This is a genomic window from Nocardioides asiaticus, assembly GCF_040049175.1.
In the GTDB taxonomy this organism is placed as follows: Bacteria; Actinomycetota; Actinomycetes; order Propionibacteriales; family Nocardioidaceae; genus Nocardioides; species Nocardioides cheoyonin.
Genome location: NZ_JBDZDM010000002.1, coordinates 958,232 through 984,510, shown reverse-complemented (window position 1 = coordinate 984,510; position 26,279 = coordinate 958,232). Strand labels below are relative to the sequence as shown.

The following is a 26,279-nucleotide window of genomic DNA, read 5'->3' as shown; positions in this document are numbered from 1 at the left end:
GCCGACAGCGACGCTCCCGAACACACCAACTCGAACAACCGCGAACGGACCTCAGGCGAACACGCCCTCGTCATCTGCACCACTCCGTCTCACATCAGGAGCGTTGCTTCGACCGCTGGATTCCGCCTGTCACCGACGTCGCCATCTGTCACCGTGACAGTTTGGCGGTGAGGGTCAACTGCGGTAGTTCGGCGCCTCGACGGTCATCATGATGTCGTGCGGGTGGCTCTCCTTGAGCGAGGCGGAGGTGATCCGCACGAAGCGGCCCTTCTCCTGCAGCTCCGGGATGGTGCGGGCGCCGACGTAGAACATCGTCTGGTGGAGGCCGCCGACGAGCTGGTGGGCGACGGTCGCGAGCGAGCCCTTGTAGGGCACCTGGCCCTCGACACCCTCGGGGACGATCAGGTCGTCGCTGGTGACCTCGGCCTGGAAGTAGCGGTCCTTGGAGTAGGACTTCTTGCCCCGTGACGACATCGCGCCCATGGAGCCCATCCCGCGGTAGGCCTTGAACTGCTTGCCGTTGACCAGGATCGTCTCGCCCGGTGCCTCCTCGGTGCCGGCGAGCATCGAGCCGAGCATGACGGTGTCGGCACCGGCGACGATGGCCTTGCCGATCTCGCCGGAGTAGCGCATGCCCCCGTCGGCGATGACGGGTACGCCGGCGGCCCTGCAGGCCAGCGACGCCTCGTAGACCGCGCTGATCTGCGGGACGCCGACACCGGTGACGACGCGGGTGGTGCAGATCGAGCCGGGCCCGACGCCGACCTTGACCGCGTCTGCGCCGGCGTCGACGAAGGACTGGGCGCCCTCCTTGGTCGCGACGTTGCCGCCGATGACCTGGACGTGGCGGGTCGCCGGGTCGGTCTTGAGCCGCCTGACCATGTCGATGAGCATGCGGACGTTGCCGTGGGCGGTGTCGGCGACGAGCACGTCGACCCCGGCGTCGATCAGGGTGGTGGCGCGGAGCCAGGCGTCGCCGAAGTAGCCGATCGCCGCGGCCACGAGCAGTCGGCCCTGGCCGTCCTTGGAGGCGTCCGGGAACTGCTCGGACTTCACGAAGTCCTTGACCGTGATGAGGCCGGCGAGCCGGCCGTCGGCGTCGACCAGCGGGAGCCGCTCGAGCTTGTGCTGGCGCAGCAGCTTGGTGGCGTCCTCGCGGGAGATGTCGGCGGGCCCGGTGATGAGCGGCGCGTGGGTCATGACCTCGTCGACCTTGGTCGTCGCCCACTCGGCCACGGGCGTGAAGCGGAGGTCGCGGTTGGTGATGATCCCCAGAAGACGGTGGTCGTCGTCGACGACCGGGAAGCCGGAGATGCGGTATTCGCCGGCGAGCTGGTCGAGCTGCTCGAGCGTGGCGTCGGCGCCGATGGTGACGGGGTTGGAGATGATCCCGGTCTGGGTCCGCTTGACGAGGTCGACCTGGTAGGCCTGGTCCTCGATGGAGAGGTTGCGGTGGAGGACCCCGACACCGCCCTGGCGCGCCATCGCGATCCCCATCCGCGCCTCGGTGACGGTGTCCATCGCCGCGGAGACGAGCGGCACGCGCAGGGAGATCTCCCGGGTCAGCCGGGACGTGGTATCGATCTCGGACGGCGCCAGGTCCGAGTAGCCGGGCAGCAGGAGGACGTCGTCGTAGGTCAGGCCGAGGGTGGCGAACTTCTCCGGGATCTCCATGACTAGATGTTACGGCGCCCCGCCCAGCCCGGCCCAACTGACGACACTGACGACGAGGGTTCGGCGTCTCTTCGCTCAGCGGCCGAGCGGCTTGAGGTCGCGCACCGGGATCCGCACGCTGAGGACGTCGCCGGCCATCCGGATCCGGCCGCGCATCCCGGCGGCCATCACCATCGGCAGGATCGCCTGGTTGTCGGACCTGGTCGTCAGCAGGACCTCGTCGGCGCCGAGCATGTGCGCGAGCCTGGCCGCGTCGACGAGGAGACGGGTGCCGATGCCGCGCCGCTGCCAGGCAGGGTCGACCCGGAGTGCGAGCGGCCGGACCTCGACGTCACCGTCGTCGGTGCGCGGCTGGACCTGCGCGACTCCGACGGCGACGCCGTCGAGAAGGGCGGTGACCGTGTCGCCGGCGACGACGTACTCCGGCGTCGCGCCACCCCCGAGCCTGCGGGCCGGCGCGGACGTGCCGATCGCCGCCGACTCGCGGCTGCGCTGCAGGACGTCGTTGACCAGGTCGGCGAGCGCGGCACCGCGGGCGTGCTCGGTCGGGGTGAAGGCGGCGGTGCGGTGGACCTGGACCTGCACGTCGCCGACCGTCATCTCCATCGTGTCGTGGACCTCGCCGGGGCTCTGCGGCTCCGCCTCGGCGTCGAAGAGCTGCGCGACCACCTCCGGGAACGACATCGGCCGCTCCAGGATCGTCCGCGCCGCCTGGACGTAGCGGGTCGGCTGGTCGGTGAGGGCGGCCTCGGTCGCCGGCTGTACGACGACGTTGCTGCCGCCCGTCGACTCGAGGAGGGCCGTCACCTCGGCGGCGCCCCAGCCCTCCGGCGTGCTGAGCACGAACTCGTCGGTGACGTCCTCGACGCCGGGGAAGATCTGCAGGCCGAGGATGTTGACCCCCGCCTCGCCGCAGCGCTGGGCGAGGACGGCCAGCGTCCCCGGCCGGTCCGGAAGCGTCGTACGCACGCGCCACAGCATGCGACCAGTGTGACCGACCGGCTGTTGCACGGCCGTTTCGGACGGTTTCCGCGGTGAAACACCGGGTACCGGATGCCGCCCAGGCCGACCCCCTGTGTCCGGAGCGGAACCGGTGGCAGGCACAATCTTGCGGACCTCCAGACCCCTGACCGCACGATCTCGGGAGCGCGACACCGTGAGCACCGCAGAAACCTCGACCACGCTGGCCCCCGCCGGCGGGCAGCGCCTCGGCACCAGCCTGAAGCCGCGGCACATCACGATGATCTCGATCGCCGGGGTGATCGGGGCCGGGCTCTTCGTGGGCTCCGCGTCGGCGATCGCGGCGGCCGGCCCGGCGGTGCTCATCTCGTACCTGCTCGCCGGCACGCTCGTCGTGCTCGTGATGCGGATGCTCGGCGAGATGGCGACCGCGAACCCGGCCACCGGCTCGTTCTCGGTCTACTCCGACCGCGCGCTCGGCCGCTGGGCGGGCTTCTCGGTCGGCTGGCTCTACTGGTGGTTCTGGGTGCTGGTGATCCCGGCCGAGGCGACCGCCGCGGCGGCGATCCTCACCGACCTCCTCGGCGGCGCGCAGTGGATCTGGGCGCTGGCCGTGACCGTGCTGCTGACGGCGACGAACCTCGCCAGCGTGGGCAACTACGGCGAGTTCGAGTTCTGGTTCGCGCTCGTCAAGGTCGTCGCGATCATCGCGTTCATCGTCATCGGCGTGCTCGCCATCCTCGGCGCCATCCCGGGCTCGGAGACGAGCGGGGTCGGGCACCTGTGGAAGCCGGACGGCTTCATGCCGAACGGCTTCGGCGCGGTCATCTCCGGGATGCTCGTCACGATGTTCTCGTTCATGGGCACCGAGATCGTGACGATCGCGGCCGCCGAGTCGCCGGACCCGGCCCGCGGGATCAGCAGGGCGGTCAACTCGGTCATCTGGCGGATCTGCCTGTTCTACCTGTGCTCGATCTTCGTCGTCGTCGCGCTGATGCCGTACGACCGGCTCGAGGACGGCTCCTACCAGTCGGTCCTCGAGGCGATCGGCGTCCCCGGCGCCGCCCGGATCATGGACGTCGTCATCCTGACCGCGGTCGCCTCGTGCCTGAACTCCGCGCTCTACACCGCGTCGCGGATGCTGTTCTCCCTCGGCGAGCGCGGCGACGCGCCCCGCGTCGTACGCCGCGTGACCCCGAACGGCGTGCCGTGGGTCGCGATCATCGCGTCGATGGTGGTCGGCTTCCTCGCCGTGGTCGGCAACTACGCCCTGCCGGACAAGATCTTCGGCTACCTGCTCGCGACCAGCGGCGCGGTGGCGCTCTTCGTCTACCTCGCCATCGCGGTCAGCCAGCTCGTCCTCGGCCGGCGGCTGCGCGCCACGGGGCGTACGACGCCGGTGCGGATGTGGCTCTTCCCGCAGCTCACCGGGGTCGTAATCGCGTTCATCGTCGCGGTCCTGGTGCTGATGGCCTTCGACGACGACCAGCAGCAGGCGATCGGCTTCTCGGTGCTCTCCGCGGTCGTCATCGTCGCGATCGGGGTGTGGCTGCAGCGCCGCCGCGCCGGCTGGGTCGAGACCGACGCCTGACAACTCCCGGCCGCGGAGAATCCCGGCCGGCGGAAGCGCCCGGTGACGGCGAGGGCTTTACCGATGTAACGTGCGTCACATCATGCCCAGGAACCGCCGACTCGGGTCGGCCATCCGGTCACTGGTCGCCGTGGCGCTCGCCGTCGCCGCCACAGCGCTCCCGTTCGACGCGTCCGCGATGGGACGCGAGCCGGCTGCGAACCCCGGCGTCGCGGCGCTCAGCGCCACCAGCAGGACCGTCGACCTCGACGCGTCCTGGCGGTTCGCGCTGGCCAACCCCGACGGCGTCACCGACCCGACGGGCGAGTACGCCGACGCCGCGGACCCGGCGTACGACGACTCCTCCTGGCGGACCGTCAACCTCCCGCACGACTGGAGCATCGAGCTCGACCCGACGCCTGACCACGGGACCGACCCGGGCACCGGCTATCTCCAGGGCGGGCTGGGCTGGTACCGCAAGTCGTTCACCCTCCCGCCGTCCACCGCCGGCAAGCAAGTGTCGGTGGAGTTCGACGGGGTCTACATGGACTCGACGGTCTACCTCAACGGACACGAGCTCGGGACCCACCCCTACGGCTACACCGGCTTCGCCTACGACCTGACGCCGTACCTCCACACCGACGGGACCACCCCGAACGTGCTCGCCGTGCAGGTGCGCAACCAGCTGCCGAGCAGCCGGTGGTACTCCGGCAGCGGCATCTACCGCGACGTACGCCTCGTCGTCACGGATCCGGTCCACGTGGCCAGGCACGGCGTCTTCGTCACTACCCCCGGTCTCGCGAGCACCTCCGCGCAGGGGTACGCCGACGTGCACGTGCGCACCGACCTGGCGACCCCCGACGGGGCCGCCGACGTCGCGGTCTCCTCGACCGTCCTGGACGCACGCGGACGTGCGGTGGCGAGCGGTCGGACCGCGGTGCCGGACGGCGCGTCGAGCACGGAGGCCGACCTGCGCCTGGCGCACCCGCACCTGTGGTCGACCGACGACCCGTACCTCTACCGGCTCCGCACCGACGTGCTCGTCGGCGGCCGCCGGGTCGACACCACCACGACCACGTTCGGGGCCCGGTGGTTCTCGTTCGATCCCGACCACGGCTTCTCGCTCGACGGGCGGCACCTCAAGCTGCAGGGCGTCGACCTGCACCACACCGACGGCGCGCTCGGGGCGGCCGTGACGACCGACTCGCTGGAGCGGCAGCTGCGAGCCATGAAGAGCATGGGCGTCAACGCGCTGCGCACCTCCCACAACCCACCGTCTCCGCACCTCCTCGAGGTCTGCGACCGGCTCGGCATCGTGACCATGGTGGAGGCGTTCGACACGTGGCGTACGCCCAAGGTGCGCTACGACTACGGCCGGTTCTTCGACGCCGACAGCGACGCCGACATCGCCGAGATGGTGAACGCCGCGAAGAACTCCCCCTCGGTCGTCATGTGGTCGATCGGCAACGAGATCCCCGACTCCACCTCGGCCGCGGGGGTCCCGATCGCGCGCCGGCTGATCGACGACGTCCGCGCCATCGACACGACCCGGCCGATCGTGATGGGGTCCGACAAGTACCGCAGCCTTCCGTCGGCCGGCTCGCCGCAGGACCAGATCCTGCGGATGCTCGACGGTCTCGGCCTCAACTACAACACCGCCGCCTCCGTCGACGCGCTGCACGCGGCCTATCCGGACACGTTCCTGTTCGAGTCCGAGTCGTCCTCGGAGACCTCGACGCGCGGCGCCTACCAGGACCCCGAGCTGCTCAACACGGGCGAGAACCACACGCCCGGGAAGCGCGCCACGTCGTCGTACGACAACAACCTGGCGTCGTGGACGATGAGCGGCGAGTACGGGCTGAAGAAGGACCGCGACCGGCCGTGGTTCGCCGGTGAGTTCCTCTGGTCGGGCATCGACTACATCGGCGAGCCGACGCCGTACTCCGTCTTCCCGGTCAAGTCGTCGTTCTTCGGCGCGATGGACACCGCGGTCCTCCCGAAGGACGCCTACTACCTGTTCCGGAGCCAGTGGACGAGCCGCCCGATGGTCCATCTCGTGCCGATGGACTGGACCGACCACCAGCCGGGCGACCCGGTGCAGGTGTGGGCCTACAGCAACGTCGACAGCGTCGAGCTGACGCTCAACGGCCGGTCGCTCGGCCTACGCCGCTTCGACCACAAGACCACGACCGACGGGCGCGGCTACCTGGAGACGACCGAGGCGACCCACGACGACAAGACCGTCACCGGCGGCCCCTACCCGGGCAGCTACACCAGTCCCAACGGCAGCGCCGGGAAACTGCACCTGACCTGGACGGTGCCGTTCCGACCCGGCACGCTGAGCGCGGTCGCGCGCCGCGACGGCAGGATCGTCGCCACCGACGTCGTACGCACGGCCGGCGCTCCGGCGGCGGTCCGGCTGACCTCCGACCGGCGGAGCATGCCGGGCGACGGCCGCTCGCTCGCCTACGTGACCGCCGAGGTCGTCGACGCTCACGGCACGGTCGTCCCCGACGCGACGAACCTGCTGCACTTCTCCGTCACCGGCGGCTCGTACGCCGGTGCGGACAACGGCCGCGAGGAGGACGCGGAGAACTACCAGTCGCCCTTCCGGACCGCGTACGCCGGCAAGGCGGTGGCGATCGCCCGCGCGGCCGTCGGCACGGGCAGGCTCACGGTGACCGCGTCGTCGCCGGGCCTGCGGACCGGGACGGTGACGGTGAGCCGCACCCGGTCGAGCGGGCCGACCAGCCCGACGGCGCCGCCCCCGCCCGCTGCCACGGCCCCGCCGATCGCGGCCGTCCCTCCGGTGCCGACGGGCCCCGACGGAGCGACCCCGGACGCGAGCTACTCGGGCTCGGAGCAGACCGTCCCGGCGGCGATGGTCGACGATGACGCCGCCACCGCCTGGTCCAACGCCTACGTCAAGCAGGCCACCGCCCTGCTGCCGGCGGTGAGCTCCGCCCACGCGCACGAGTGGGTCTCGCTCTCGTGGCCGCGGGCGCGCACGCGCGACACCGTCCGGGCGTCCTTCGTCGACGACGACGCCGACGACCCGCCGGCCTCGATCGCCGTGGAGTACTGGAACGGGCGCGCCTGGGTGCCGGCGCGCGACGTCTCGGTGGACTCCTCCGGAGACCCGACCGTCGCGACCTTCGCTCGGGTCCGTACGACGGCCGTGCGGCTCGTCCTCGCCAGCGCCGATCCGGGGTCGTCGACCGGCTTCCTCCGGATCAGCGAGCTCAGCGCCGAGTAGCGGGCTCAGGGCTGCTCGCGCAGCACGTCGCGGCGGGCGCGGTACTCCTCCGCGTCGATCTCGCCGGCGGCGTACCTCTCCGCGAGCGTCCGCTCCCCCACGCGGCGCGGCTCGGCCTGACGAGCGCGCCGGACGAGCACGACCGCGGTGACGATCGCCGCGGCGACGAGCAGGAACCAGACGATCCCGAAGACCGGCCAGTACGCCGGTGGTCCGTCGTGGCCCCACGGCCCCCAGCCGTCGTGGGTGGTGAGCGTGGTGAGCAGGGTGGTCATGGCCCCTCCCGTGGGTCGGTGGATCGGTGACGTCTCCACCGTGCCGCGAGGCCGGGCCGCGCACATCGGCGCGGGAGCGTGCCCGGCGTACGCAATCGGGCGTACGCCGGGGCCGCGTCAGACCGTGCTGCGCGCCTTCTCGATCTCGGCCGCGGCGTCGGGCACCGTGGCGCCGGCGAAGGCGGGTCGGCCGGCGTAGGGGTCCTCGGGCCCCCACAGCGTCGTCGGTGCGGCGGCGCGCACGGTCGGGAGGACCTCCGTGGCGAGCCGCGCCAGCATGTCGAGCTGCTGCTCGTGGGGCAGCATCATCGGCAGGCTGAACGACTGCAGGTCGTGGCCGAACGCCTCGTGCCACCACAGGATCTTCTCGACGACCTGCTGCGGGCTGCCGACCAGGACCGGCCCGCGCTCGATCGCGCTGTCGATGTCGCGGAAGGTCATCTCGTTGCCGGGCGTGTGGTGACCCGGCTGGAGGTGGTACTCGACCATCTTCTCGTACGTCGGCCCGAAGGCCTCGCGGGCCTCCTGGGTAGTGTCGGCGAGGTAGAGGAAGCCCGCGCCGGCGCCGACGTAGGCGAAGCGCGGGTCGTGACCGTGCTCGGCATAGGCCCTGCGGTAGTGCTCGATGAGGACGGTGTAGTTGTCCCGCGGCTGGATGGCGTTGGCGGAGAAGAGCGGGTCGCCCCACCGACCCGCCAGCTCGGCGCTGGTCTCGGTGGTGGCGGAGCCGTGCCAGACCCGCGGCGCGCCGGCGTACGGGCGAGGGTAGGTCGTGGCGTCCTCGAGCGGCGTACGGACGCTGCCCGACCAGGTCACCGCCTCCTCGCGCCAGAGCCGGTGGAGCAGGGCGTACTTCTCCGCGAGCAGGTCCCACTGGGTGCCGTTCTCGACCCCGAAGAGCGGCAGCTGACGCAGCTCGTTGCCCTTGCCGATGACCAGCTCCAGGCGGCCGCGGGAGAGCTGGTCGATCGTGGCGTAGTCCTCGGCGACGCGGACCGGGTCGAGGATCGAGAGGACGGTGACGCCGGTGCCGATCCGGACCCGGCTCGTCTGTGCGGCGATCGCGCCGAGGAGGATCGTCGGCGCCGACGAAAGGAAACCCTCGGCATGGCGCTCGCCGATGGCGACGGCGTCGAAGCCGAACTGCTCGGCGTACCTCGCGCTCGTGATCGCCTGCTGGTAGCGCTCCGCGGGGCTGACCAGACGGCCGGTCACGGGGTTCTGGACGTGGGGGAGGATGTCGAGCACCTGGAACTTCACGGCCTAAGTCTAGCGAGTTGCTAGTGTTTTGGCATGAGCCTCCCTCCCGCCTCCCCCGACCGCCTCCGGCTCGCCGTCGCGCTCGACGGCACCGGCTGGCATCCGGCCTCGTGGCGCGAGCCCGACGCCCGCCCGGCCGAGCTGTTCACGCCCCGCTACTGGGCCGACCTGGTGACCGAGGCCGAGGCCGGCCTCGTCGACCTCGTGACCCTCGAGGACAGCCTGACGCTGCAGACCGACGACCGATGGCGGGCCAGCGCCGACCAGCGCACCGACCGGGTCCGCGGCCGGCTCGACGCCGTCCTGACCGCCGCGCGGATCGCGCCGCTGACCCGCCACATCGGCATCGTCCCGACCGCGATCGTGACCCATACCGAGCCGTTCCACCTCAGCAAGGCGATCGCGACCCTCGACTACGTGAGCACCGGCCGCGCCGGCGTACGCGTCCAGGTCGCGGCGCGGCAGCGCGACGCCGCGCTGTTCGGCCGCCGGGAGTTCCCCGAGATCTCCTACGCCGACCTCGACGCGCCCGCCGTGCAGGAGGTGATCCGGGACAGCTTCGACGAGGCGGCCGACTACGTCGAGGTGCTGCGCCGCCTCTGGGACAGCTGGGAGGACGACGCCGAGATCCGCGACGTCGCCACCGGACGGTTCATCGACCGGGACAAGCTGCACTACATCGACTTCGAGGGACGCCACTTCAGCGTGAAAGGCCCCTCGATCACGCCGCGACCGCCGCAGGGGCAGCCGGTCGTGGCCGCCCTCGCCCACCGGTCGGTCCCCTTCGAGCTGGTCGGACGAGCCGCCGACCTCGGCTTCGTCACCCCGCACGCCACCGGCGACATCGCGCCGATCCTCGCCGAGATCCGGGCGGCGCAGTCCGCGGCCGGCCGCCGAAGCGGAGCCCGAGGCAGTGGGCACAGCGCCGAGGAGACCGTGCACGTCTTCGGCGACCTCGTCGTCGTCCTCGACGACACGGAGCAGGCCGCCCGTGACCGGCTGGCCCGGCTCGACGAGTCGGCGGGCTCGCCGTACGTCTCGGACGCCCAGGTCTTCACCGGTACGCCGTCAGGGCTGGCCGACCTGCTCGCCGACTGGCACACGGCCGGGCTGAGCGGCTTCCGGCTGCGGCCCGCCGTGCTCCCCGACGACCTGACCCGGATCACCCGCACGCTCGTTCCCGAGCTGCAGCGCCGGGGCCTCTTCCACGACCACTACGAGGCCGACACCCTGCGCGGGCTGCTCGGCCTCCCCCGTCCCGCCAGCCGCTACGCCGCCACCGCCTGACCACCGGAGCCCTCATGCCGAAGAAGCAGATCCACCTCGCCGCCCACTTCCCGGGCGTCAACAACACCACCGTCTGGAGCGACCCCGCCTCCGGAAGCCACATCGAGTTCTCCTCGTTCGTCGAGTTCGCGCAGATCGCCGAGCGGGGGAAGTTCGACTTCATGTTCCTCGCCGAGGGGCTGCGGCTGCGCGAGCAGGCCGGGAAGATCTACGACCTCGACGTGGTCGGCCGGCCCGACACCTTCACCGTGCTCGCCGCCCTCGCGGCCGTGACCGACCACCTCGGCCTCACCGGCACGATCAACTCGACGTTCAACGAGCCGTACGAGGTCGCCCGGCAGTTCGCCAGCCTCGACCACCTCTCCGGCGGACGCGCCGCGTGGAACGTGGTGACCAGCTGGGACGCGTTCACCGGCGAGAACTTCCGCCGGGGCGGCTACCTCCCGCAGGACCAGCGCTACGAGCGCGCGAAGACGTTCCTGCAGACCGCCACCGAGCTGTGGGAGACCTGGCGCGGCGACGAGATCGTCGCGGACAAGGAGTCGGGGCGGTTCCTCGCGACGCCGACGCCAGGTCTCTTCGAGCACCACGACAGCCAGTTCGACATCGCCGGCCAGTTCAACGTGCCGCGCAGCCCGCAGGGGCGCCCGGTGATCTTCCAGGCCGGTGACTCCGAGGAGGGGCGTGAGTTCGCCGCCTCGGGCGCCGACGCGATCTTCTCCCGCCACAGCATGCTCGAGGACGGGCAGGGGTTCTACGCCGACGTGAAGGGCCGGCTCGCGAAGTACGGCCGCCGCCGCGACGACCTCCTCATCCTGCCCGCCGCCACGTTCGTCCTCGGCGACACCGACGCCGAGGCCGCCGAGCTCGCCCGCGAGGTGCGGCTGCAGCAGGTCTCGCCCGCGACCGCGATCAAGTTCCTCGAGCAGCTGTGGAACACCGACCTGTCCGACCACGACCCCGACGGTCCGCTGCCGGCCATCGACCCCGTCGAGACCGACGTCGACGGCCTGCTCTCCAAGGGCCGGGCCAGCGTCCGCCGCCACGAGGACCGGCTCAGCGAGGCGCGGCGCTGGCGCGCCCTCGCCGAGGAGAAGGGGCTCTCCACCCGCGAGGTCGTCGTCGAGGTCACCGGCCGGCAGAGCTTCGTCGGCTCGCCGGAGACGGTCGCCGCGACGATCGACGAGTACGTCCAGGCCGACGCCGCCGACGGCTACATCCTCGTCCCGCACATCACGCCGGGCGGGCTCGCGCCCTTCGTCGACAAGGTCGTGCCGCTGCTCCAGGAGCGCGGGGTCTTCCGCGCCGACTACACCGGGACGACCCTGCGGGAGAACCTCGGCCTGCGCCCGCGCTCGGAGCAGGCCGCGCACCCGGCCGAGGCAGCGTCATGAGCGGTACGCCGCTGGCCGTCCTCGACCTCGTGCCGATCTCGTCGGGCTCGACCGCGGCCGACGCGCTCCGCAACAGCGTCGACCTCGCCCGGCGCACCGAGGCGCTCGGCTACGCCCGCTACTGGGTCGCCGAGCACCACCTCAACCCCGGGGTCGCCGGCACCTCGCCCGCCCTCGTCCTCGGGCTGCTCGCGGCGGCGACCTCGACGATCCGGCTCGGCTCCGGGGCCGTGCAGATGGGGCACCGGACCGCGCTCTCGACGGTCGAGGAGTTCGGCCTCCTCGACGCGCTCCACCCCGGCCGGCTCGACCTGGGGCTCGGTCGCTCCGGCGGGAAGCCGCCGTCGTCGGCCGCCTCCGACCGCGAGCCGTTCGTCGGGCGTACGCCGGAGGGGTTGCTCATCCCGCCGCGCTACTCCCCCGCCCACCTGCTCGGCTCGCCGCGCTTCCGGCTGCAGCGGGACCTGCTCAGCCTCCCCGGGGCGCAGCCGCAGCCCTACGCGGAGCAGGTCGACGACGTACTCGCCCTCCTCGCCGGCACCTACAAGTCGGCCGACGGCGAGGAGGCCCACGTCGTTCCCGGCGAGGGTGCGAGCCTCGAGGTCTGGATCCTGGGCAGCAGCGGCGGCGAGAGCGCGGAGGTGGCCGGCCGGCGCGGGCTGAGGTTCGCCTCCAACTACCACGTGAGCCCCGCGACCGTCCTCGACGCCGTCGAGGCCTACCGGGCCGCGTTCCACCCCTCGGCCGAGCTCCCCGCGCCGTACGTCGCCGTCTCCGCCGACGTCGTCGTGGCGGAGGACGAGGAGACCGCCCGCGAGCTGGCCACCGGCTACGGCCTGTGGGTGCGCAGCATCCGGACGGCGGAGGGGGCGATCCCCTTCCCGACGCCGGAAGAGGCGCACGAGTGGACGTGGTCCGAGGAGGACCGCGCGCTCGTCCAGGACCGCGTCGACACCCAGCTCGTCGGCAGCCCGGCCCAGGTCGCCGACCAGCTCGAGGCGCTCCAGCGGGCCACCGGCGCCGACGAGCTCGTCGTCACGACCATCACCCACGACCACGCCGACCGGGTCCGCTCCTACGAGCTGCTGGCCGAGGAGTGGGCGCGCCGGAGTTGAGTCCGGGGTTGTGACCCGTCGAGTCCGGGGTTGTGACCCGTCGAGTCCGGGGTTGTGGCCCTCAGGCAGGCTCCTGACGCCTCAGAACGTCGGCTTGGGGTCGAACTCCGACTTCGGGATCCCGATGCCGGGGACGTTCCACTTCGCAAAGATCTTGTCGTACTCGCCGTCCTTGATGAGCTCGTTGACGGCGTCGACGAGGACGTGGGCGAGCGGCGAGCCCTTGGCGGTCACGAAGCCGACGTCGGTGGAGCTGATCTCGCCGAGGAACTTCGTGTTCGGCACGGTCTTCTCGATGTACTTCAGGCTGAGGGTCGGGCCGAAGTAGAGGTCGGTCTTGCCGTTCTGCAGGCCGAGGAGAATGGCGGCGCTGTCCTTGTAGTACTGCACCTTGTAGGGCGACTTGCCGGCCTTCTTGCACTCGCCCGCGCCCTGCTCGAGGATCTGCTGGAAGCTCGACCCGGGGGTCGTGGACACGGTGTGGCCGCAGATGTCGGTGAGCTTCTTGACCGAGTCGAGGTCACTGTCGGAGGAGGCCATGAACGACTGGCCGTCCTTGAGGTACGTCGCGTAGTCGACCACCTGGAGCCGCTCGCTCGTGACGGCGAAGTTGGCCTGGCCCACGTCGTACTTGCCGTTCTGCGTGCCGGGGACGATGGTCTCGAAGGTTCCGAAGTCGACCTTCCACTTGATCCCGAGCACCTTCGCGACGGCGTCGCGCAGATCGACGTCGAGCCCGATCTGGTTGCCCTGTGCGTCGGAGCCGCCGTGCGGGAGCGAGGCCTCGCCGGTCGCCTCGACCGTGCCCAGCGTCAGCACGCCCGACTTCTTGACGGCCGCGGGGAGCTCCGCGTGCAGCGCCGGGTCCGCCTTCACCCCCGAGACCACGTCCTCCGTCGGGACAGCGGTGGCGGAGGAGGCCGAGCCGGACTGGCCGACCGCCTTGTCCTCCTCGCTGAGGGTGTCGGAGCTGTTGCAGGCGGCGAGCGCGAGGACCGCGGCGACGCCGATCCCTGCGACGGCGGCGGTGCGCACCCGCCGGGAGCGGCGGATGCGGGACGAGATCAACACAGAGGTTCCTTTCGGGGGTGGGGTGGTGATCGGCCGTCAGAGGACGGCGGAGAGGAAGGCGCGGGAGCGCTCGTGGCGGGGGTTGTCGATGACGTCCGCCGGCGGGCCGGACTCGACGATCCGGCCGCCGTCGAGGAAGACGACCTGGTCGGCGACCTCGCGGGCGAAGCCGATCTCGTGGGTGACCACGATCATCGTCAGGCCGGTCTCGGCGAGGTCCTTCATGACCGACAGCACCTCCCCGACCATCTCGGGGTCGAGCGCGCTGGTCGGCTCGTCGAAGAGCATCAGGTCGGGGCGTACGGCGAGCGCCCGGGCGATCGCGACCCGCTGCTGCTGGCCCCCGGAGAGCTGGCGGGGGTACGACGCCTCCCGGCCACCGAGACCGACCCGCTCGAGCAGGTCGCTGGCGCGGCGCTCCGCCTCCTTCCGGCGTACGCCGGCGGCGAGCTGGCCCTCGAGGATGTTCTCCAGCGCCGTCTTGTGCGGGAAGAGGTTGAACTGCTGGAACACCATCCCGATCCGCGCCCGCTGCCGGGTGACCTCGCGGTCGGGCAGCTCGCGCAGGTGGCGGCCGTCGCGCCGGTAGCCGACGATCTCGCCGCCCATCTCGACGAACCCGGCATCCGGCTTCTCGAGGTGGTTGACACAGCGCAGCAACGTCGACTTTCCGGAGCCGGACGGGCCCAGCAGGACCGCCACCTCGCCGCGGTGGACGTCGAGGTCGATCCCGTCCAGCACCGTCGTGAAGCCGAACCTCTTGTGCAGCCCGCGGATCCTGACCAGCGGCGTGGCCTCGCCGTCCGTGCGTGGCTCGATGACAGTTCGCACGCTCATGCGATCCCCGCCAGGTCGCGCCGGGTGCGCCCGAAGACGGAGATGTTGTCGCGGGCGACCGACCAGAACCCGCGTCCGCCGGACGACCCCTTCCCGCGGGCGTAGTAGCGCTCGACGAAGAACTGCCCGACGGAGAGCACCGTCGTGATCACGATGTACCAGATCGTCGCCACGAGCAGGAGCGGGATGATCAGGTAGTTCTGGTTGTAGATCAGCTGCACCGAGTAGAGGAGGTCGTGGACGGCGATCACGCTGACGATGGAGGTCGCCTTGACCATCCCGATCAGCAGGTTGCCGGAGGCGGGGATGATCGCGGGCATCGCCTGTGGGAAGACGATCCGCCGGAAGATCCTGCCCTTGCCGAGCCCGAGCGCCTTCGCCGCCTCCGTCTGGCCGCCGTCCACCGACAGCAGCCCGCCACGGACGATCTCGGAGGAGAAGGCCGCGATGTCGAAGGTCAGCCCCACGAAGGCCGCGAGCAGCCCGGTGAAGAGGTGGGCGGTCGCGACGGTCGTGAACGTCTTGACGTAGGGGACCCCGAGGCTGAGCTTCGGGTAGAGCGACGCCAGCTCGAACCAGAAGAGCAGCTGCACCAGCGGCGGGACCGACCGGAACAGCCAGACGTAGACGAAGCTCACCGTGCTCAGCACCGGGTTGGACGAGAGCCGCATGACCGCCAGCACGATGCCGATGAGATAGCCGCAGACCATGACCCCGGCGGTCAGCCAGAGCGTGAGCAGCAGCCCCTCGAGGATCGAGGGGCGGAGGAAGAAGTGCCGTACGACGTCCCACTGGTAGCGCGGGTTCGTGATGAGGCTGCGCACCACGAGCGCGACGAGCACGAGGACGACCGCCGCGGAGATCCACTGGCCGGGCTTGCGCCGAGGCACCAGTCGGGCGGCGAGGAGCTCTCTGTCGCCCGGCCTGGTCACGAGCGGGCGTCCGACCTCCTCCGGTCGCTGTGAGGACGGGCTGTGGGACGAGGTATTCGTCCAAGCATCGGCAGACACTGGCACCCTCCGGCCGATCTAAACTTGAGTAAGTCAGTCGACATCATAGATGACAGATCCGGGAACGGTGTCAGCCGTCAGATGGAGTTCGCGCGGTCGCCGACGCACCCGAGATCGACGTGGGCCGGAGAAGCAGGGGGCGGGCCCGAGCTCGGGGGCGTGGAGGTCGGCCACCACGGGGCGAGGTCGGAGCGCACGCTGCCTCCGGCAGGCAGCTCGACGGTGAGCTGCCGATGCCCGGCGACGATAGCTGGCGTCTGTCACCCCCAGACGGTGGCTTGGTAAAGCCCCGGTAACGCAGCGAGCGACGACCCGCCCGTACGCCGGATCGGCGCCGATGCACCCCAGAAACGTCGAATCGGCGCCTCCGCACGCTCGTCGCATGCAGAAGCGCCGACTCGACGCGTTGCCGGCGCACACGGGCGCCGACTCGGTGGGTCAGTGGCCGTGACCGTGGCCGTGGCCGGCGGCCGGGGCCTCGTCCTCCTCCTCGGGCTTGTCCACGACCAGCGTCTCGGTCGTGAGCAGCATGCCCGCGATGGAGGTGGCGTTGACCAGCGCGGAGCGGGTGACCTTGACCGGGTCGAGGACGCCCTGGGCGACCAGGTCGCCGTACTCGCCGGTGGCGGCGTTGTAGCCGTTGCCACTGTGCCCGTCGTTGGCGAGCTCGCGCACCTTGGCGACGATGACATAGCCATTTTCGCCGCCGTTCTCGGCGATCCAGCGCAGCGGCTCGTCGGCGGCCTTGCGCACGACGCGTACGCCGACGGCCTCGTCACCGCTCAGGCCGAGGTCCTTCTCCAGCACCTCGACCGCGTGGATGAGGGCCGAGCCGCCACCGGCGACGATGCCCTCCTCGATCGCGGCGCGGGTCGCGGAGACGGCATCCTCGATGCGGTGCTTCTTCTCCTTGAGCTCCACCTCGGTGTGGGCCCCGACCTTGATCACGCAGACGCCGCCGGCGAGCTTCGCGAGCCGCTCCTGGAGCTTCTCGCGGTCCCAGTCGGAGTCGGTGGTCTCGATCTCGGCCTTGATCTGGTTGACCCGGCCGGCCACCTCGGCGGCGTCGCCGGCGCCGTCGACGATCGTGGTGTTGTCCTTGGTGACCACGACGCGGCGGGCCTGGCCGAGGACCTCGAGCCCCACCTGGTCGAGCTTGAGGCCGACCTCCGGGGCGACGACCTGACCGCCGGTCAGGGTCGCGATGTCCTGCATGATCGCCTTGCGGCGGTCACCGAAGGCAGGCGACTTCACCGCGACGGCGTTGAACGTGCCGCGGATCTTGTTGACCACCAGGGTCGAGAGGGCCTCGCCCTCGACGTCCTCGGCGAGGATGAAGAGCGGCTTGCCCGACTGGATGACCTTCTCGAGCAGCGGCAGGAGCTCCTGGATCGCGGAAATCTTGCCCTGGTGGAGCAGGATGTAGGGCTCGTCGAGGACGGACTCCATCCGCTCCGGGTCGGTCACGAAGTACTGAGAGATGTAGCCCTTGTCGAACTGCATGCCCTCGGTGAACTCGAGCTCGGTGCCCGTGGTGTTGGACTCCTCGACGGTGATGACGCCGTCCTTGCCGACCTTGGCGAAGGCCTCGGCGAGGATCTCGCCGATCTGCGAGTCGCGCGAGGAGATGGTGGCGACGCTGGCCATGTCCTTCTCGTCGGTGACGTCGCGCGCGGCGGCGCGCAGCGCGTCGCTCACGGCGGAGGCGGCGGCGTCCATGCCGCGCTTGAGGGCCATCGGGTTGGCACCCGCGGCCACGGCGCGCAGGCCCTCGTGGACCATCGCCTGCGCCAGGACGGTCGCGGTGGTCGTCCCGTCACCGGCGATGTCGTTGGTCTTGGTGGCGACCTCCTTGGTCAGCTGCGCACCGAGGTTCTCGAACGGGTCGTCCAGCTCGACCTCACGGGCGACGGTCACGCCGTCGTTGGTGATGGTCGGGGCGCCCCACTTCTTGTCCAGGACGACGTAGCGGCCCTTGGGGCCGAGCGTCACCTTGACGGCGTTGGCGAGGGCATCGACGCCGCGCTCGAGCGCGCGGCGGGCGTTCTCGTCGAATTCCAGGATCTTCGGCATTGATTCTCCTCTGGAGGGTTAAGCAGTCCGGGACGTCATACGGCCGGGCTGCAGCTGCAGCGCGGGCGCGTATGACGTCCCGGAAGCGATCAGGAAACGACGACTGCGAGGATGTCGCGGGCGGAGAGGATGAGGTACTCCTCGCCGGCGTACTTCACCTCGGTGCCGCCGTACTTGCTGTAGATGACCTTGTCGCCGACGGCGACGTCGAGCGGGATGCGGTTGCCGTTGTCGTCGACGCGACCCGGACCGATGGCCAGGACCTCGCCCTCCTGCGGCTTCTCCTTGGCGGTGTCCGGAATGACCAGACCCGAGGCGGTGGTCTGCTCGGCCTCGAGCGGCTTCACGACGATCCGGTCCTCGAGGGGCTTGATGTTGACCGACACGATGTCGACCTCCACTTTCACACTTCTACGGGTGATGGGTGTTGCAACGTCTTCGCTTGCTCCGCCTCGTACGCCGTCGCGGGGGTCGCCCTCGGCTGGCAAGCGCTGGCACACTCGAGTCGAGAGTGCCAAGCCAGACGTTAGCACTCACCCGAACGGAGTGCCAGAAGTCCTCCAGATCTAGAACGTCGTGGTCATCCCGCCGTCGACGGCGAGGACCTGGCCGGTGACGAAGGAGGCCGCGTCGCTCGCGAGGAAGACCACGGCGCCCGCGATCTCCGGCGGCCGGCCCCACCGTCCGAGGGCGGTACGCCGGCCGAGCCACGCGGTCCACTCCGGGTCGTCGGCGAGGTGGGCGTTCGTCTCGGTCGCGAAGGTACCGGGCGCGACGGCGTTGACGGTGATGCCGTACGGGCCGAGGTCGGCCGACAGCGCGCGGGTCAGCCCGTCGAGGCCGGCCTTCGCTGAGGCGTACGCCGCGTCGTCGCGCCTGCCGAGCCGGCCGATCACCGACGACACGTTGACGATCCGCCCGGCCACCTGCCGCTCGACCATCGACGCGGCCACCTCGCGGCTCAGCCCGTAGGCGGCGACGAGGTGGTCGTGGAGCATCCCCCCGAACTCCTCGGGCGCCAGCTCCGCGACGCCGCGCCGGTCGCGCCGTCCGACGTTGTTGACCAGGACGTCGACCGGGCCGACCTCCTCGAGCCCGCGCCGCGCGGCGTCGAGGTCGGTCACGTCGAAGCGTGCCGTCCCGGCGGGCAGCCCCTCGCGGCGAAGGTGCTCGACGGCGGCGTCGAGGGCCCGCTGGTCACGGCCGTTGAGGACGACCTCGGCGCCGGCCCGCGCCAGTCCGCGGGCCATCTCCAGCCCGAGCCCGCGCGCCGCCCCAGTCACCAGCGCCCGGCGTCCGTCGAGTGCGAACATCCCCGCTCCTCTCCGCCGCACCGCCACCCACAAGAACCGACTACCACGACTGTTTCAGTAGCCCGTCGCCGTGCGCAAGGGGCATACCGCCGGCGAGCCCTCGGGACCTGACAGGATCGGGGGATGGACGCCGACGCCTTCGCCTGGCTCCTCACCGACGAGGGACAGGCGCTCCTCGCCCGGGCGGGGGAGCTCGCCGACGAGCCCGCGCTGCGGGCCCAGACCGTGCTGCGGCGCGAGGCCGACCCGGCGTACGTCTCGGCGGCGATGACCCAGGTCGAGCTCCGGGCGAAGGGCCGGGAGAAGTTCGGCGACCTGGCGGAGCGGATGTACTTCACCCCCGAGGGCCTCGAGCAGGCCACCCGGCTCCCCGTGGCCGAGCACCGTGCCGCCCGACTGAGGGCCTTCGGTGCCGCAAGCGCCGTCGACCTCGGCTGCGGCATCGGCGGCGACCTGATCGCGATCGCGAGGGCCGGGATCACCACGGCCGGCGTCGACCTCGACCCGGTCCGGGTCGCGGTCGCGCGGGCCAACCTCGACGCGCTCGGCCTGCCCGGGGCCGTCCAGGTGGCCGACGCGACACAGATCGACACGACCCCCTTCGCCGTGGCGTACGCCGACCCGGCCCGCCGGGGCGCCCGCGGGCGCGTGTTCGACGCGGAGGGGTGGACGCCCCCGTGGTCGTTCGTCGAGGAGCTGCTGCGCCGCGACTCCTGCGTCAAGGTCGCGCCAGGGATCCCGCACGAGCTGGTCCCGGACGGTGTCGAGGCCGAGTGGGTGAGCGACCACGGTGAGGTGAAGGAGGCGGCGCTCTGGTCCGGCCGGCTGGCCACCACCGAGCGCCGCGCGACGGTGATCGCCCACGGCGGGCTGGCGACGCTGACCGACGAGGACGACCCGGGCGCGCCGGTGCGCGGGGTCGGCGAGTTCCTGTACGAGCCGGACGGCGCGGTCATCCGCGCGGGCCTGGTCACCGCGGTGGCTGCCGGCGTGCAGGGCGGGCTGGTGGACGAGCACATCGCCTACGTGACCGGCGACTCGGCGTACACCACGCCGTTCGCCCGCGGCTACCGCGTCGTCGAGGAGCTCCCCTACCGGGAGAAGGCGCTGCGCGCCGCGCTCCGCGAGCGCGACATCGGGCGGCTCACGATCAAGAAGCGCGGGGTCGCCGTCACCCCCGACGCGCTGCGCAAGCGGCTCGCGCTGCGGGGGTCGCAGGGCGCCACGATCGTCCTCACCCGCGTGCAGGGCGAGGGAACCTGCCTGCTCGTGGAGCCGCTCGCCGAGCTGATCTGACGGGTGGTCTGAGGGCTGATCCGACGGGTTCGACCAGAGCCCGTGCAACCCTGGCGGGAGGAGTCGCGTCCTGGAGTCGTGAACCGAGTGGAGGTGGTGTCGTTGCCGCGGTCGGCGACGAGGGACGCCGAGTTCGCGGCGTACATGTCCGCGCGGCAGCCGGCCCTCCTGCGCACCGCCTACCTGCTGACCGGCGACGCCCACACCGCCGAGGACGTCGTGCAGTCGGCGCTCGCCAAGCTCTATCTCGCGTGGGAGAAGGTGCAGCGCCGGGAGTCGCTGGACGGGTACGTCCGGCGGATCCTGGTGAACGAGGCCAACTCGCTGTTCCGTCGCGCCTGGCGGCGCCGCGAACGGGTGACCGACGAGCTTCCCGAGCGCGGCACCGAGGACGCGTACGACGACGGGCTGGCCGAGGAGGTCTGGGCGATGGTCTCCTCGCTGCCGCCGCGGCAGCGGGCGGTGATCGTGCTCAGGTACTACGAGGACCTCAGCGAGGCGGAGATCGCCCGCACTCTCGGGATCTCGGAGGGGACGGTGAAGTCCCAGGCCAGCAGGGCGCTGGCCGGCCTGCGCTCGGGCGCGGCGCAGTCACTTCGCAACGCCCGGGAGGAGGAGCGATGAACCCCGAGGACCAAGAGCTGCGCGACGCGCTCGAGCGTCGTGCGGAGGGGGCCGGGCTGACCCCGAGCAGCCTCGCCGAGGTGCAGCGCCGGGCCAGGCGCATCCGCCGGCGGCGTACGGCGCTCGTCGCGACCGGTGCGGCAGCGGCGATCGCCGTCATCGCCGGCGTCGGCGTCGCCGTGTCGCCGGGCCTCGACCACGACGGTGCGCCGCAGCCCAGCACGAACACGCCGGCCCCGCTGCGCACCCTCGCGCCGTCGGCGTCGGCCTCCGCGTCGCCGACCGCGCCGCCGCCGTCCACGGCCACCGACCCGTCCGCGTCGTCGAGCGCACCGAGCTTGGAGACGTTCACCGTCGACCTCGACGACGTCACCGAGGGGATGGGGCCGGAGCTGCGGATCCCGTACTGGTTCGACGGCCGGCTCGTCGACGGCAACGGCGGGCACGCCGTCCCGGTGCAGGACCGGCCGCAGTCTCCGGTGCTGGTGAACGGCACGTGGCACGGCATGACCACGAGCCCGAACGACGGGACGGTCCGGTGGAACACCTATGCCGCCGACGGCTCCGTCGCCGACTACCAGCAGGCCGGCAGTGCGTCGGTCGCGGTGACCCCCGACGGCGGCACGTACGCCGTCGTCCTCGACGACGGCGGCATCGGCAAGCGGCTGCGGGTCGGCGGGACCGGCGGAAGCTCGTGGGAGGTCGCTCTCGGTGCCGGTGACGGCTGGGAGGTCGCCGGGATCCTTCCGGACGGCAACGTCGTCGTCGGCGATCCCCAGGGCCGCGCGGTCGTGGTCCACAAGGGCGGGAAGCAGGACGTCCTCCCGGGCACGACGCCGCAGGCCGTCTCCCCCGCCACCGGCGACATCGTGGTCAGGACCAGAGACCTCGCGGACCAGCAGCGGTCCTGCTGGGCGCTCGTCGACGAGAGCGGGAAGCGGACGAGCGGCGAGACCTGCGACTACGTGCCGCTGGGCTTCAGCGCCGACGGCAGCGAGCTCTACGCGATGGACTCCGGGGCCGACAACGTCTCCGAGGGCGTCTCCCGGATCCACCTCCTCGACCCGAGGACGCTGCACCCGGTCGCGAGCTTCTCCGCCGCCAAGGGCACGGCGCTCTACGTCGAGGACGCCGCCTGGATGGGCGACCAGCTCGTCGTCCCGGTCCGCGGCCCGGCCGGCGGCACGCTGAGCTGGGGGCTCGCGTTCGTCTCGAAGTCGGGGGTGACCATCCAGCACCAGGCCACCCGCCCCGCTCGCGGCAGCCACGAGCCGCCGTACTCCTTCGGAGCCGGTCCACTCGACGTGGGGTGACGCAGCGGCGCTCCAAGGGCTGTTAAGTTGATCTAGCAGATCGACTAAACAGAGCAAGGAGCGTTCTGTGACCCCGCGCCCCACCATCCCCACCCCCCTCCTCGCCGAGCTCCTCGCGGACTACGCACCGCTGCTCGAGAAGATCGCCGCCGGCGCCCTGGAGCGCGAGGTGGCCGACGAGCTCCCCCGCGAGCCGATGCGCTGGCTCGCCGACGCCGGGCTCGGCGCGCTCCGCCTGCCGGTCGAGTACGGCGGGCGGGGCGCCTCCTTCACCGAGCTGACCCAGCTCTGGGTGGAGATCGCCGCCGCCGACGCCAACCTCGTCCAGGCCTTCCGTGGCCACTTCGCCTGCCTCGAGGACCGGCTCTGGCAGCACCGCCACGGCCACGACCAGAGCCGGTGGCTGGAGCGGTTCGCCGCCGGCCAGATCGCCGGCAACGCCTTCTCCGAGGTCGGCACCACCCAGCTCGGCACGCAGCAGACGGTCATCGTGCGGCAGCCGGACGGGACCTACCGGCTCGACGGGACGAAGTACTACACGACCGGGACGATCTTCGCCGACTGGGTCGAGGTCTACGTCCAGCGCCATGGCGACCCGGTGGATGAGCTGCCCGACGGCGACGAGTTCGCCAGCGTCGTCGTCGCCGTCACCGACCCGGGCGTGACGGTCGTCGACGACTGGGACGGCTTCGGCCAGCGCGGCACCGGCAGCGGCACCACGAGCTTCGACGGCGTCCTCGTCGAGCCGGCCGACGTCGTACCGTTCGGGAGGCGGTTCGGCTACCAGACGGCCCTCAACCAGCTCAACCTCCTCGCCACCCTTGCCGGCATCGGCCGGGCCGCCGTACGCGACGCCGCCGAGGCGGTGCGCGGTCGCGAGCGGAACTACTCCCACGCCAACGCCGCACGGGTCCGCGACGACCCGCAGGTGCTCGATCGGGTCGGCCAGATCGCCGCGAAGGTGTACGCCGCCGAGGCGGCGGTCGTCCGCGTCGCAACCGCCGTCGACGAGGCGGCCGCGGCGCCGCCGGGGGGGTTCGCGGCGGTCAACGAGATCGCCGAGATCGAGTCGGCGGCCGCCCAGGTCGCCGTCACCGACCTGGTCCTGTCCGCCACGACCGAGCTCTTCGACACCCTCGGCGCCTCGGCGACCGCCCGTGGGAGCGCCCTCGACCGGCACTGGCGCAACGCCCGCACCGTCTCCTCGCACAACCCGCGCATCCTCAAGTCGCGGGTGGTCGGCGACCACCTCGTCAACGGCACCCCGCCGCCCTACCGCTGGCGGATCGGGGCCACCGAGCGTGACCAGGCATGGGCGGGGCGATGAGCCGGCAGATCCACCTCAACGGCTTCGCGATGGGCTGCTCGGGACACCAGTCACCCGGCCTCTGGCGCCATCCGGAGGACCGCTCGCGGCACTACACCGACCTGGCGTACTGGACCGACCTCGCGCGGACCCTGGAGCGGGGCTGCTTCGACAGCCTCTTCCTCGCCGACGTCCTCGGGCTGTACGACGTGTACGGCGGCTCGCCCGACGCCGCGATCCGCGCCGGCGTGCAGGTGCCGATGATCGACCCGATCACTCCGGTCTCGGCGATGGCCGCGGTCACCGAGCACCTCGGGTTCGGCGTCACCGTCTCGCTGACCTACGAGCAGCCGTACTCCTTCGCCCGCCGGATGACCTCGCTCGACCACCTCACCAAGGGCCGGGTGAGCTGGAACATCGTCACCGGCTACCTCGACTCCGCCGCCCGCAACCTCGGCCTGCCGCACAACCGCGAGCACGACGAGCGCTACGAGGTCGGCGAGGAGTTCATGGAGGTCTGCTACCGGCTGTGGGAGTCCTCCTGGGAGGACGACGCGGTCGTGCTCGACGCGGCCGCCGGCATCTTCGCCGACCCCGACCGGGTGCACCCGGTCGAGCACGACGGGCGGCACTACCGCACCCGCGACGCGTTCCTCGCCGAGCCGTCGCCGCAGCGCACGCCGGTCCTCTTCCAGGCCGGGGCGAGCAGCCGCGGCCGCCGGTTCGCCGCGACCCACGCGGAGGCGGTGTTCGTCAACGCCGACAACCCGCGCCAGGCGAGGAAGCTGGTCGACGCGATCCGCGCCGAGGCGGAGGCGGTGGGGCGCGATCCGGAGTCGGTGCGGATCTTCGCGATCATGACGGCGATCGCCGCCGCCACCGACGAGGAGGCGGCCGCCAAGCTGGCCGACTACCGCCGGTACGCCGACCCCGAGGGCGCCCTCGCCCTCTTCGGCGGCTGGACCGGGATCGACGCCTCGGCGTACGACCGTGACGAGCCGGTGCGCTACGTCGAGAGCAACGCGCAGCGCTCGGTGCTCGAGCTGATGACCGACGACACCCGCGGCCGGGACTGGACCTGGGCCGACATCGCCGAGCAGCTCGGCATCGGCGGCCGCGGCCCGGTGATCGTCGGCTCCGGCACCACCGTCGCCGACGAGCTCGAGCGGTGGGTGGACGAGTCCGGGATCGACGGCTTCAACCTCGCGTACGCCGTCAGCCCGGGCACGTTCGTCGACCTCGTCGACCACGTGGTGCCCGTGCTGCAGGCCCGCGGCCGGATGCGCACCTCCTACCCGGGCACCACGCTGCGGGAGTCGCTCTTCGGCGAGGGCCAGCGCCGGCTGCGCGCCGACCACCCCGGGCACCGCTACACGTTCGCGGCGCAGAAGACCCCGGCATGACGCAGACCGAGCCGCAGGCGCCGGTGGCCGCCCTCCCGGCGACCACCGAGGAGTGGCTGGCGCGCGCCGCCGAGGTCGCCGCCGTGCTGGCCGAGACCGCGGTCGAGCGAGACCGGCCCGGCCGCGAGCCGTACGACGAGGTCGCGCTGCTCAAGGGGAGCGGCCTGCCGGCCCTGCTCGTCCCGGCGGCGTACGGCGGCGGCGGGCAGACGGTGGCGACCGCGCTCGAGGCGGTCCGCGTCGTCGCCCGGGCCGACGCCTCGGTCGGGCAGCTGCTCGGCTACTCCTACGTCAACCAGACCAAGCTGTGGTTCAACGGCTCCGAGGAGCAGCGCGACCGCTGGCTCACGCCGACCGCGGAGCAGCGCTGGCTCTGGGGCGGCGCGGTCAACCCGCTCGACGACGGCGTCACCCTCGAGCGGGCCGCCGGCGGCTTCACCGCCCACGGACGGCGTACGTTCACCACCGGCTTCTCGGTCGCCGACGCGAACATCCTCAGCGCGCGGCGCTCCGACACCGGCGCCGCCGTCCAGGCGGTCCTCGGGCCGGACCGCGACCGGATCACGCTCGGGGGCGACTGGGACAACCTCGGGATGCGGCTCTCGGCCAGCGGCTCGGTCACCTTCGACGGGACGTTCGTCGCCGAGCGCGACCTGCTCGCGACGGGCGACGGCTCCGTCGGCGCGGGCCCCTCGCCGAGGCAGACCCTGCTGACGCCGGAGATCCAGACGATGTTCGCCCACCTCTACCTCGGCATCACCGAGGGGGCCCTGGAGACCGCCGCGGCCTACACCCGCGAGACGACCCGCCCCTGGGTGCTCTCGGGACTGCAGTCGGCGGCCGAGGACCCCTACATCCTGCAGACCTACGGCCGGCTCGTCGCCCGGGCGAAGTCGGTCGCTGCGCTCGCGGCACAGGTCGCGGCGCAGCTCGACGGCGCGATCGCCGCCGGCGACGCCCTCACCCGGGAGCAGCGCGGAGCGCTGGCCGCCGAGGTGGCCGCCCTCAAGGTGGTCGCCACCGAGCTCGCCCTCGACACCACCACCCGGGTCTTCGAGGTCACTGGCGCCCGCGCCACCGCGAACAGGGTCGGGCTCGACCGCTTCTGGCGCAACGCGCGCACCCACACGCTGCACGACCCGGTCGCCTGGAAGGAGCGCGAGGTCGGCGCCCACTTCCTCACCGGCGTGCTCGCCCCGCCGACGCTCTACACCTGACCCGCTCCACCGACCCTGTCCCCCA

The 26,279-nt window shown here is 71.9% G+C and carries 21 protein-coding genes; 11 read left to right on the top strand and 10 right to left on the bottom strand.

Annotation, left to right across the window (positions count from 1 at the left end; genetic code table 11):
• Positions 1 to 174: 174 nt before the first annotated feature.
• Both guaB and ABLE53_RS10615 read right to left on the bottom strand, forming a co-directional pair.
• Positions 175 to 1,674, bottom strand: a complete 1,500-nt coding sequence (guaB, locus tag ABLE53_RS10620) for an IMP dehydrogenase (RefSeq protein WP_348858844.1) — start codon at positions 1,672 to 1,674, stop codon at positions 175 to 177.
• Positions 1,675 to 1,749: 75 nt separating this feature from the next.
• Complete coding sequence (locus tag ABLE53_RS10615; RefSeq protein WP_348858843.1) at positions 1,750 to 2,655, bottom strand: GNAT family N-acetyltransferase; 906 nt, start codon at positions 2,653 to 2,655, stop codon at positions 1,750 to 1,752.
• 175 nt (positions 2,656 to 2,830) lie between these two features.
• Here ABLE53_RS10615 and ABLE53_RS10610 point away from each other — a divergent pair, with 175 nt between their 5' ends.
• A complete protein-coding gene (locus tag ABLE53_RS10610; protein WP_348858842.1) occupies positions 2,831 to 4,225 on the top strand; it encodes an amino acid permease in 1,395 nt (464 codons plus the stop codon).
• An 82-nt stretch (positions 4,226 to 4,307) separates the two neighbouring features.
• Entirely contained in the window at positions 4,308 to 7,460 is a 3,153-nt protein-coding gene (locus ABLE53_RS10605; protein ID WP_348858841.1) for a glycoside hydrolase family 2 protein, read from the top strand.
• 5 nt (positions 7,461 to 7,465) lie between these two features.
• On the opposite strand, the gene ABLE53_RS10600 is transcribed toward ABLE53_RS10605, so the two are convergent.
• Entirely contained in the window at positions 7,466 to 7,735 is a 270-nt protein-coding gene (locus ABLE53_RS10600) for an SHOCT domain-containing protein (RefSeq protein ID WP_348858840.1), read from the bottom strand.
• A gap of 117 nt (positions 7,736 to 7,852) precedes the next feature.
• Positions 7,853 to 8,995 carry an LLM class flavin-dependent oxidoreductase gene (locus tag ABLE53_RS10595; RefSeq protein WP_348858839.1) on the bottom strand — a complete coding sequence of 381 codons (1,143 nt, stop codon included), beginning with the start codon at positions 8,993 to 8,995 and terminating at the stop codon, positions 7,853 to 7,855.
• Between the two features lie 33 nt (positions 8,996 to 9,028).
• Here ABLE53_RS10595 and ABLE53_RS10590 point away from each other — a divergent pair, with 33 nt between their 5' ends.
• From ABLE53_RS10590 to ABLE53_RS10580, 3 genes are read left to right on the top strand one after another with little or no spacing between them, the layout of a single operon-like run.
• On the top strand, positions 9,029 to 10,282 hold the full coding sequence (locus ABLE53_RS10590; RefSeq protein WP_348858837.1) for an LLM class flavin-dependent oxidoreductase: 1,254 nt from the start codon (positions 9,029 to 9,031) through the stop codon (positions 10,280 to 10,282).
• Positions 10,283 to 10,296: 14 nt separating this feature from the next.
• Positions 10,297 to 11,676, top strand: coding sequence for an NtaA/DmoA family FMN-dependent monooxygenase (locus ABLE53_RS10585; RefSeq protein ID WP_348858836.1), 1,380 nt, complete (start codon positions 10,297 to 10,299; stop codon positions 11,674 to 11,676).
• A complete protein-coding gene (locus tag ABLE53_RS10580) occupies positions 11,673 to 12,791 on the top strand; it encodes an LLM class flavin-dependent oxidoreductase (protein WP_348858835.1) in 1,119 nt (372 codons plus the stop codon). Before ABLE53_RS10585 ends, ABLE53_RS10580 begins: the two co-directional genes overlap by 4 nt.
• A gap of 81 nt (positions 12,792 to 12,872) precedes the next feature.
• Here the strand turns inward: ABLE53_RS10580 and ABLE53_RS10575 are convergent, their stop codons facing one another.
• The 6 genes from ABLE53_RS10575 to ABLE53_RS10550 form a co-directional block, all read right to left on the bottom strand.
• Positions 12,873 to 13,862 (bottom strand): transporter substrate-binding domain-containing protein, encoded by a 990-nt coding sequence (locus tag ABLE53_RS10575; protein ID WP_348858834.1) that lies wholly within the window; start codon positions 13,860 to 13,862, stop codon positions 12,873 to 12,875.
• 36 nt (positions 13,863 to 13,898) lie between these two features.
• Positions 13,899 to 14,699, bottom strand: coding sequence for an amino acid ABC transporter ATP-binding protein (locus tag ABLE53_RS10570; RefSeq protein WP_348858833.1), 801 nt, complete (start codon positions 14,697 to 14,699; stop codon positions 13,899 to 13,901).
• A complete protein-coding gene (locus ABLE53_RS10565) occupies positions 14,696 to 15,631 on the bottom strand; it encodes an amino acid ABC transporter permease (RefSeq protein WP_348858831.1) in 936 nt (311 codons plus the stop codon). Before ABLE53_RS10565 ends, ABLE53_RS10570 begins: the two co-directional genes overlap by 4 nt.
• Positions 15,632 to 16,147: 516 nt before the next feature.
• On the bottom strand, positions 16,148 to 17,782 hold the full coding sequence (gene groL / locus ABLE53_RS10560; RefSeq protein ID WP_348858830.1) for a chaperonin GroEL: 1,635 nt from the start codon (positions 17,780 to 17,782) through the stop codon (positions 16,148 to 16,150).
• An 89-nt stretch (positions 17,783 to 17,871) separates the two neighbouring features.
• Positions 17,872 to 18,168 carry a co-chaperone GroES gene (gene groES / locus ABLE53_RS10555; RefSeq protein WP_348858866.1) on the bottom strand — a complete coding sequence of 99 codons (297 nt, stop codon included), beginning with the start codon at positions 18,166 to 18,168 and terminating at the stop codon, positions 17,872 to 17,874.
• A 180-nt stretch (positions 18,169 to 18,348) separates the two neighbouring features.
• Entirely contained in the window at positions 18,349 to 19,095 is a 747-nt protein-coding gene (locus ABLE53_RS10550; protein WP_348858829.1) for an SDR family oxidoreductase, read from the bottom strand.
• A gap of 123 nt (positions 19,096 to 19,218) precedes the next feature.
• Here ABLE53_RS10550 and ABLE53_RS10545 point away from each other — a divergent pair, with 123 nt between their 5' ends.
• The 6 genes from ABLE53_RS10545 to ABLE53_RS10520 all read left to right on the top strand — a co-directional run bounded on the left by ABLE53_RS10545 (position 19,219) and on the right by ABLE53_RS10520 (position 26,254).
• On the top strand, positions 19,219 to 20,391 hold the full coding sequence (locus ABLE53_RS10545) for a class I SAM-dependent methyltransferase (protein WP_348858828.1): 1,173 nt from the start codon (positions 19,219 to 19,221) through the stop codon (positions 20,389 to 20,391).
• 78 nt (positions 20,392 to 20,469) lie between these two features.
• Positions 20,470 to 21,015, top strand: coding sequence for a SigE family RNA polymerase sigma factor (locus ABLE53_RS10540; protein ID WP_348858827.1), 546 nt, complete (start codon positions 20,470 to 20,472; stop codon positions 21,013 to 21,015).
• Positions 21,012 to 22,328, top strand: a complete 1,317-nt coding sequence (locus ABLE53_RS10535; protein WP_348858826.1) for a hypothetical protein — start codon at positions 21,012 to 21,014, stop codon at positions 22,326 to 22,328. Before ABLE53_RS10540 ends, ABLE53_RS10535 begins: the two co-directional genes overlap by 4 nt.
• A 67-nt stretch (positions 22,329 to 22,395) precedes the next feature.
• A complete protein-coding gene (locus ABLE53_RS10530) occupies positions 22,396 to 23,655 on the top strand; it encodes an acyl-CoA dehydrogenase family protein (protein WP_348858825.1) in 1,260 nt (419 codons plus the stop codon).
• Positions 23,652 to 25,037 carry an LLM class flavin-dependent oxidoreductase gene (locus ABLE53_RS10525; protein WP_348858824.1) on the top strand — a complete coding sequence of 462 codons (1,386 nt, stop codon included), beginning with the start codon at positions 23,652 to 23,654 and terminating at the stop codon, positions 25,035 to 25,037. Before ABLE53_RS10530 ends, ABLE53_RS10525 begins: the two co-directional genes overlap by 4 nt.
• The gene (locus ABLE53_RS10520) at positions 25,034 to 26,254 is read left to right on the top strand and encodes an acyl-CoA dehydrogenase family protein (RefSeq protein ID WP_348858822.1); all 1,221 of its coding nucleotides are present in this window, start codon (positions 25,034 to 25,036) and stop codon (positions 26,252 to 26,254) included. The genes ABLE53_RS10525 and ABLE53_RS10520 overlap by 4 nt, the downstream gene beginning before the upstream one ends.
• The last annotated feature ends 25 nt before the right edge of the window (positions 26,255 to 26,279 follow it).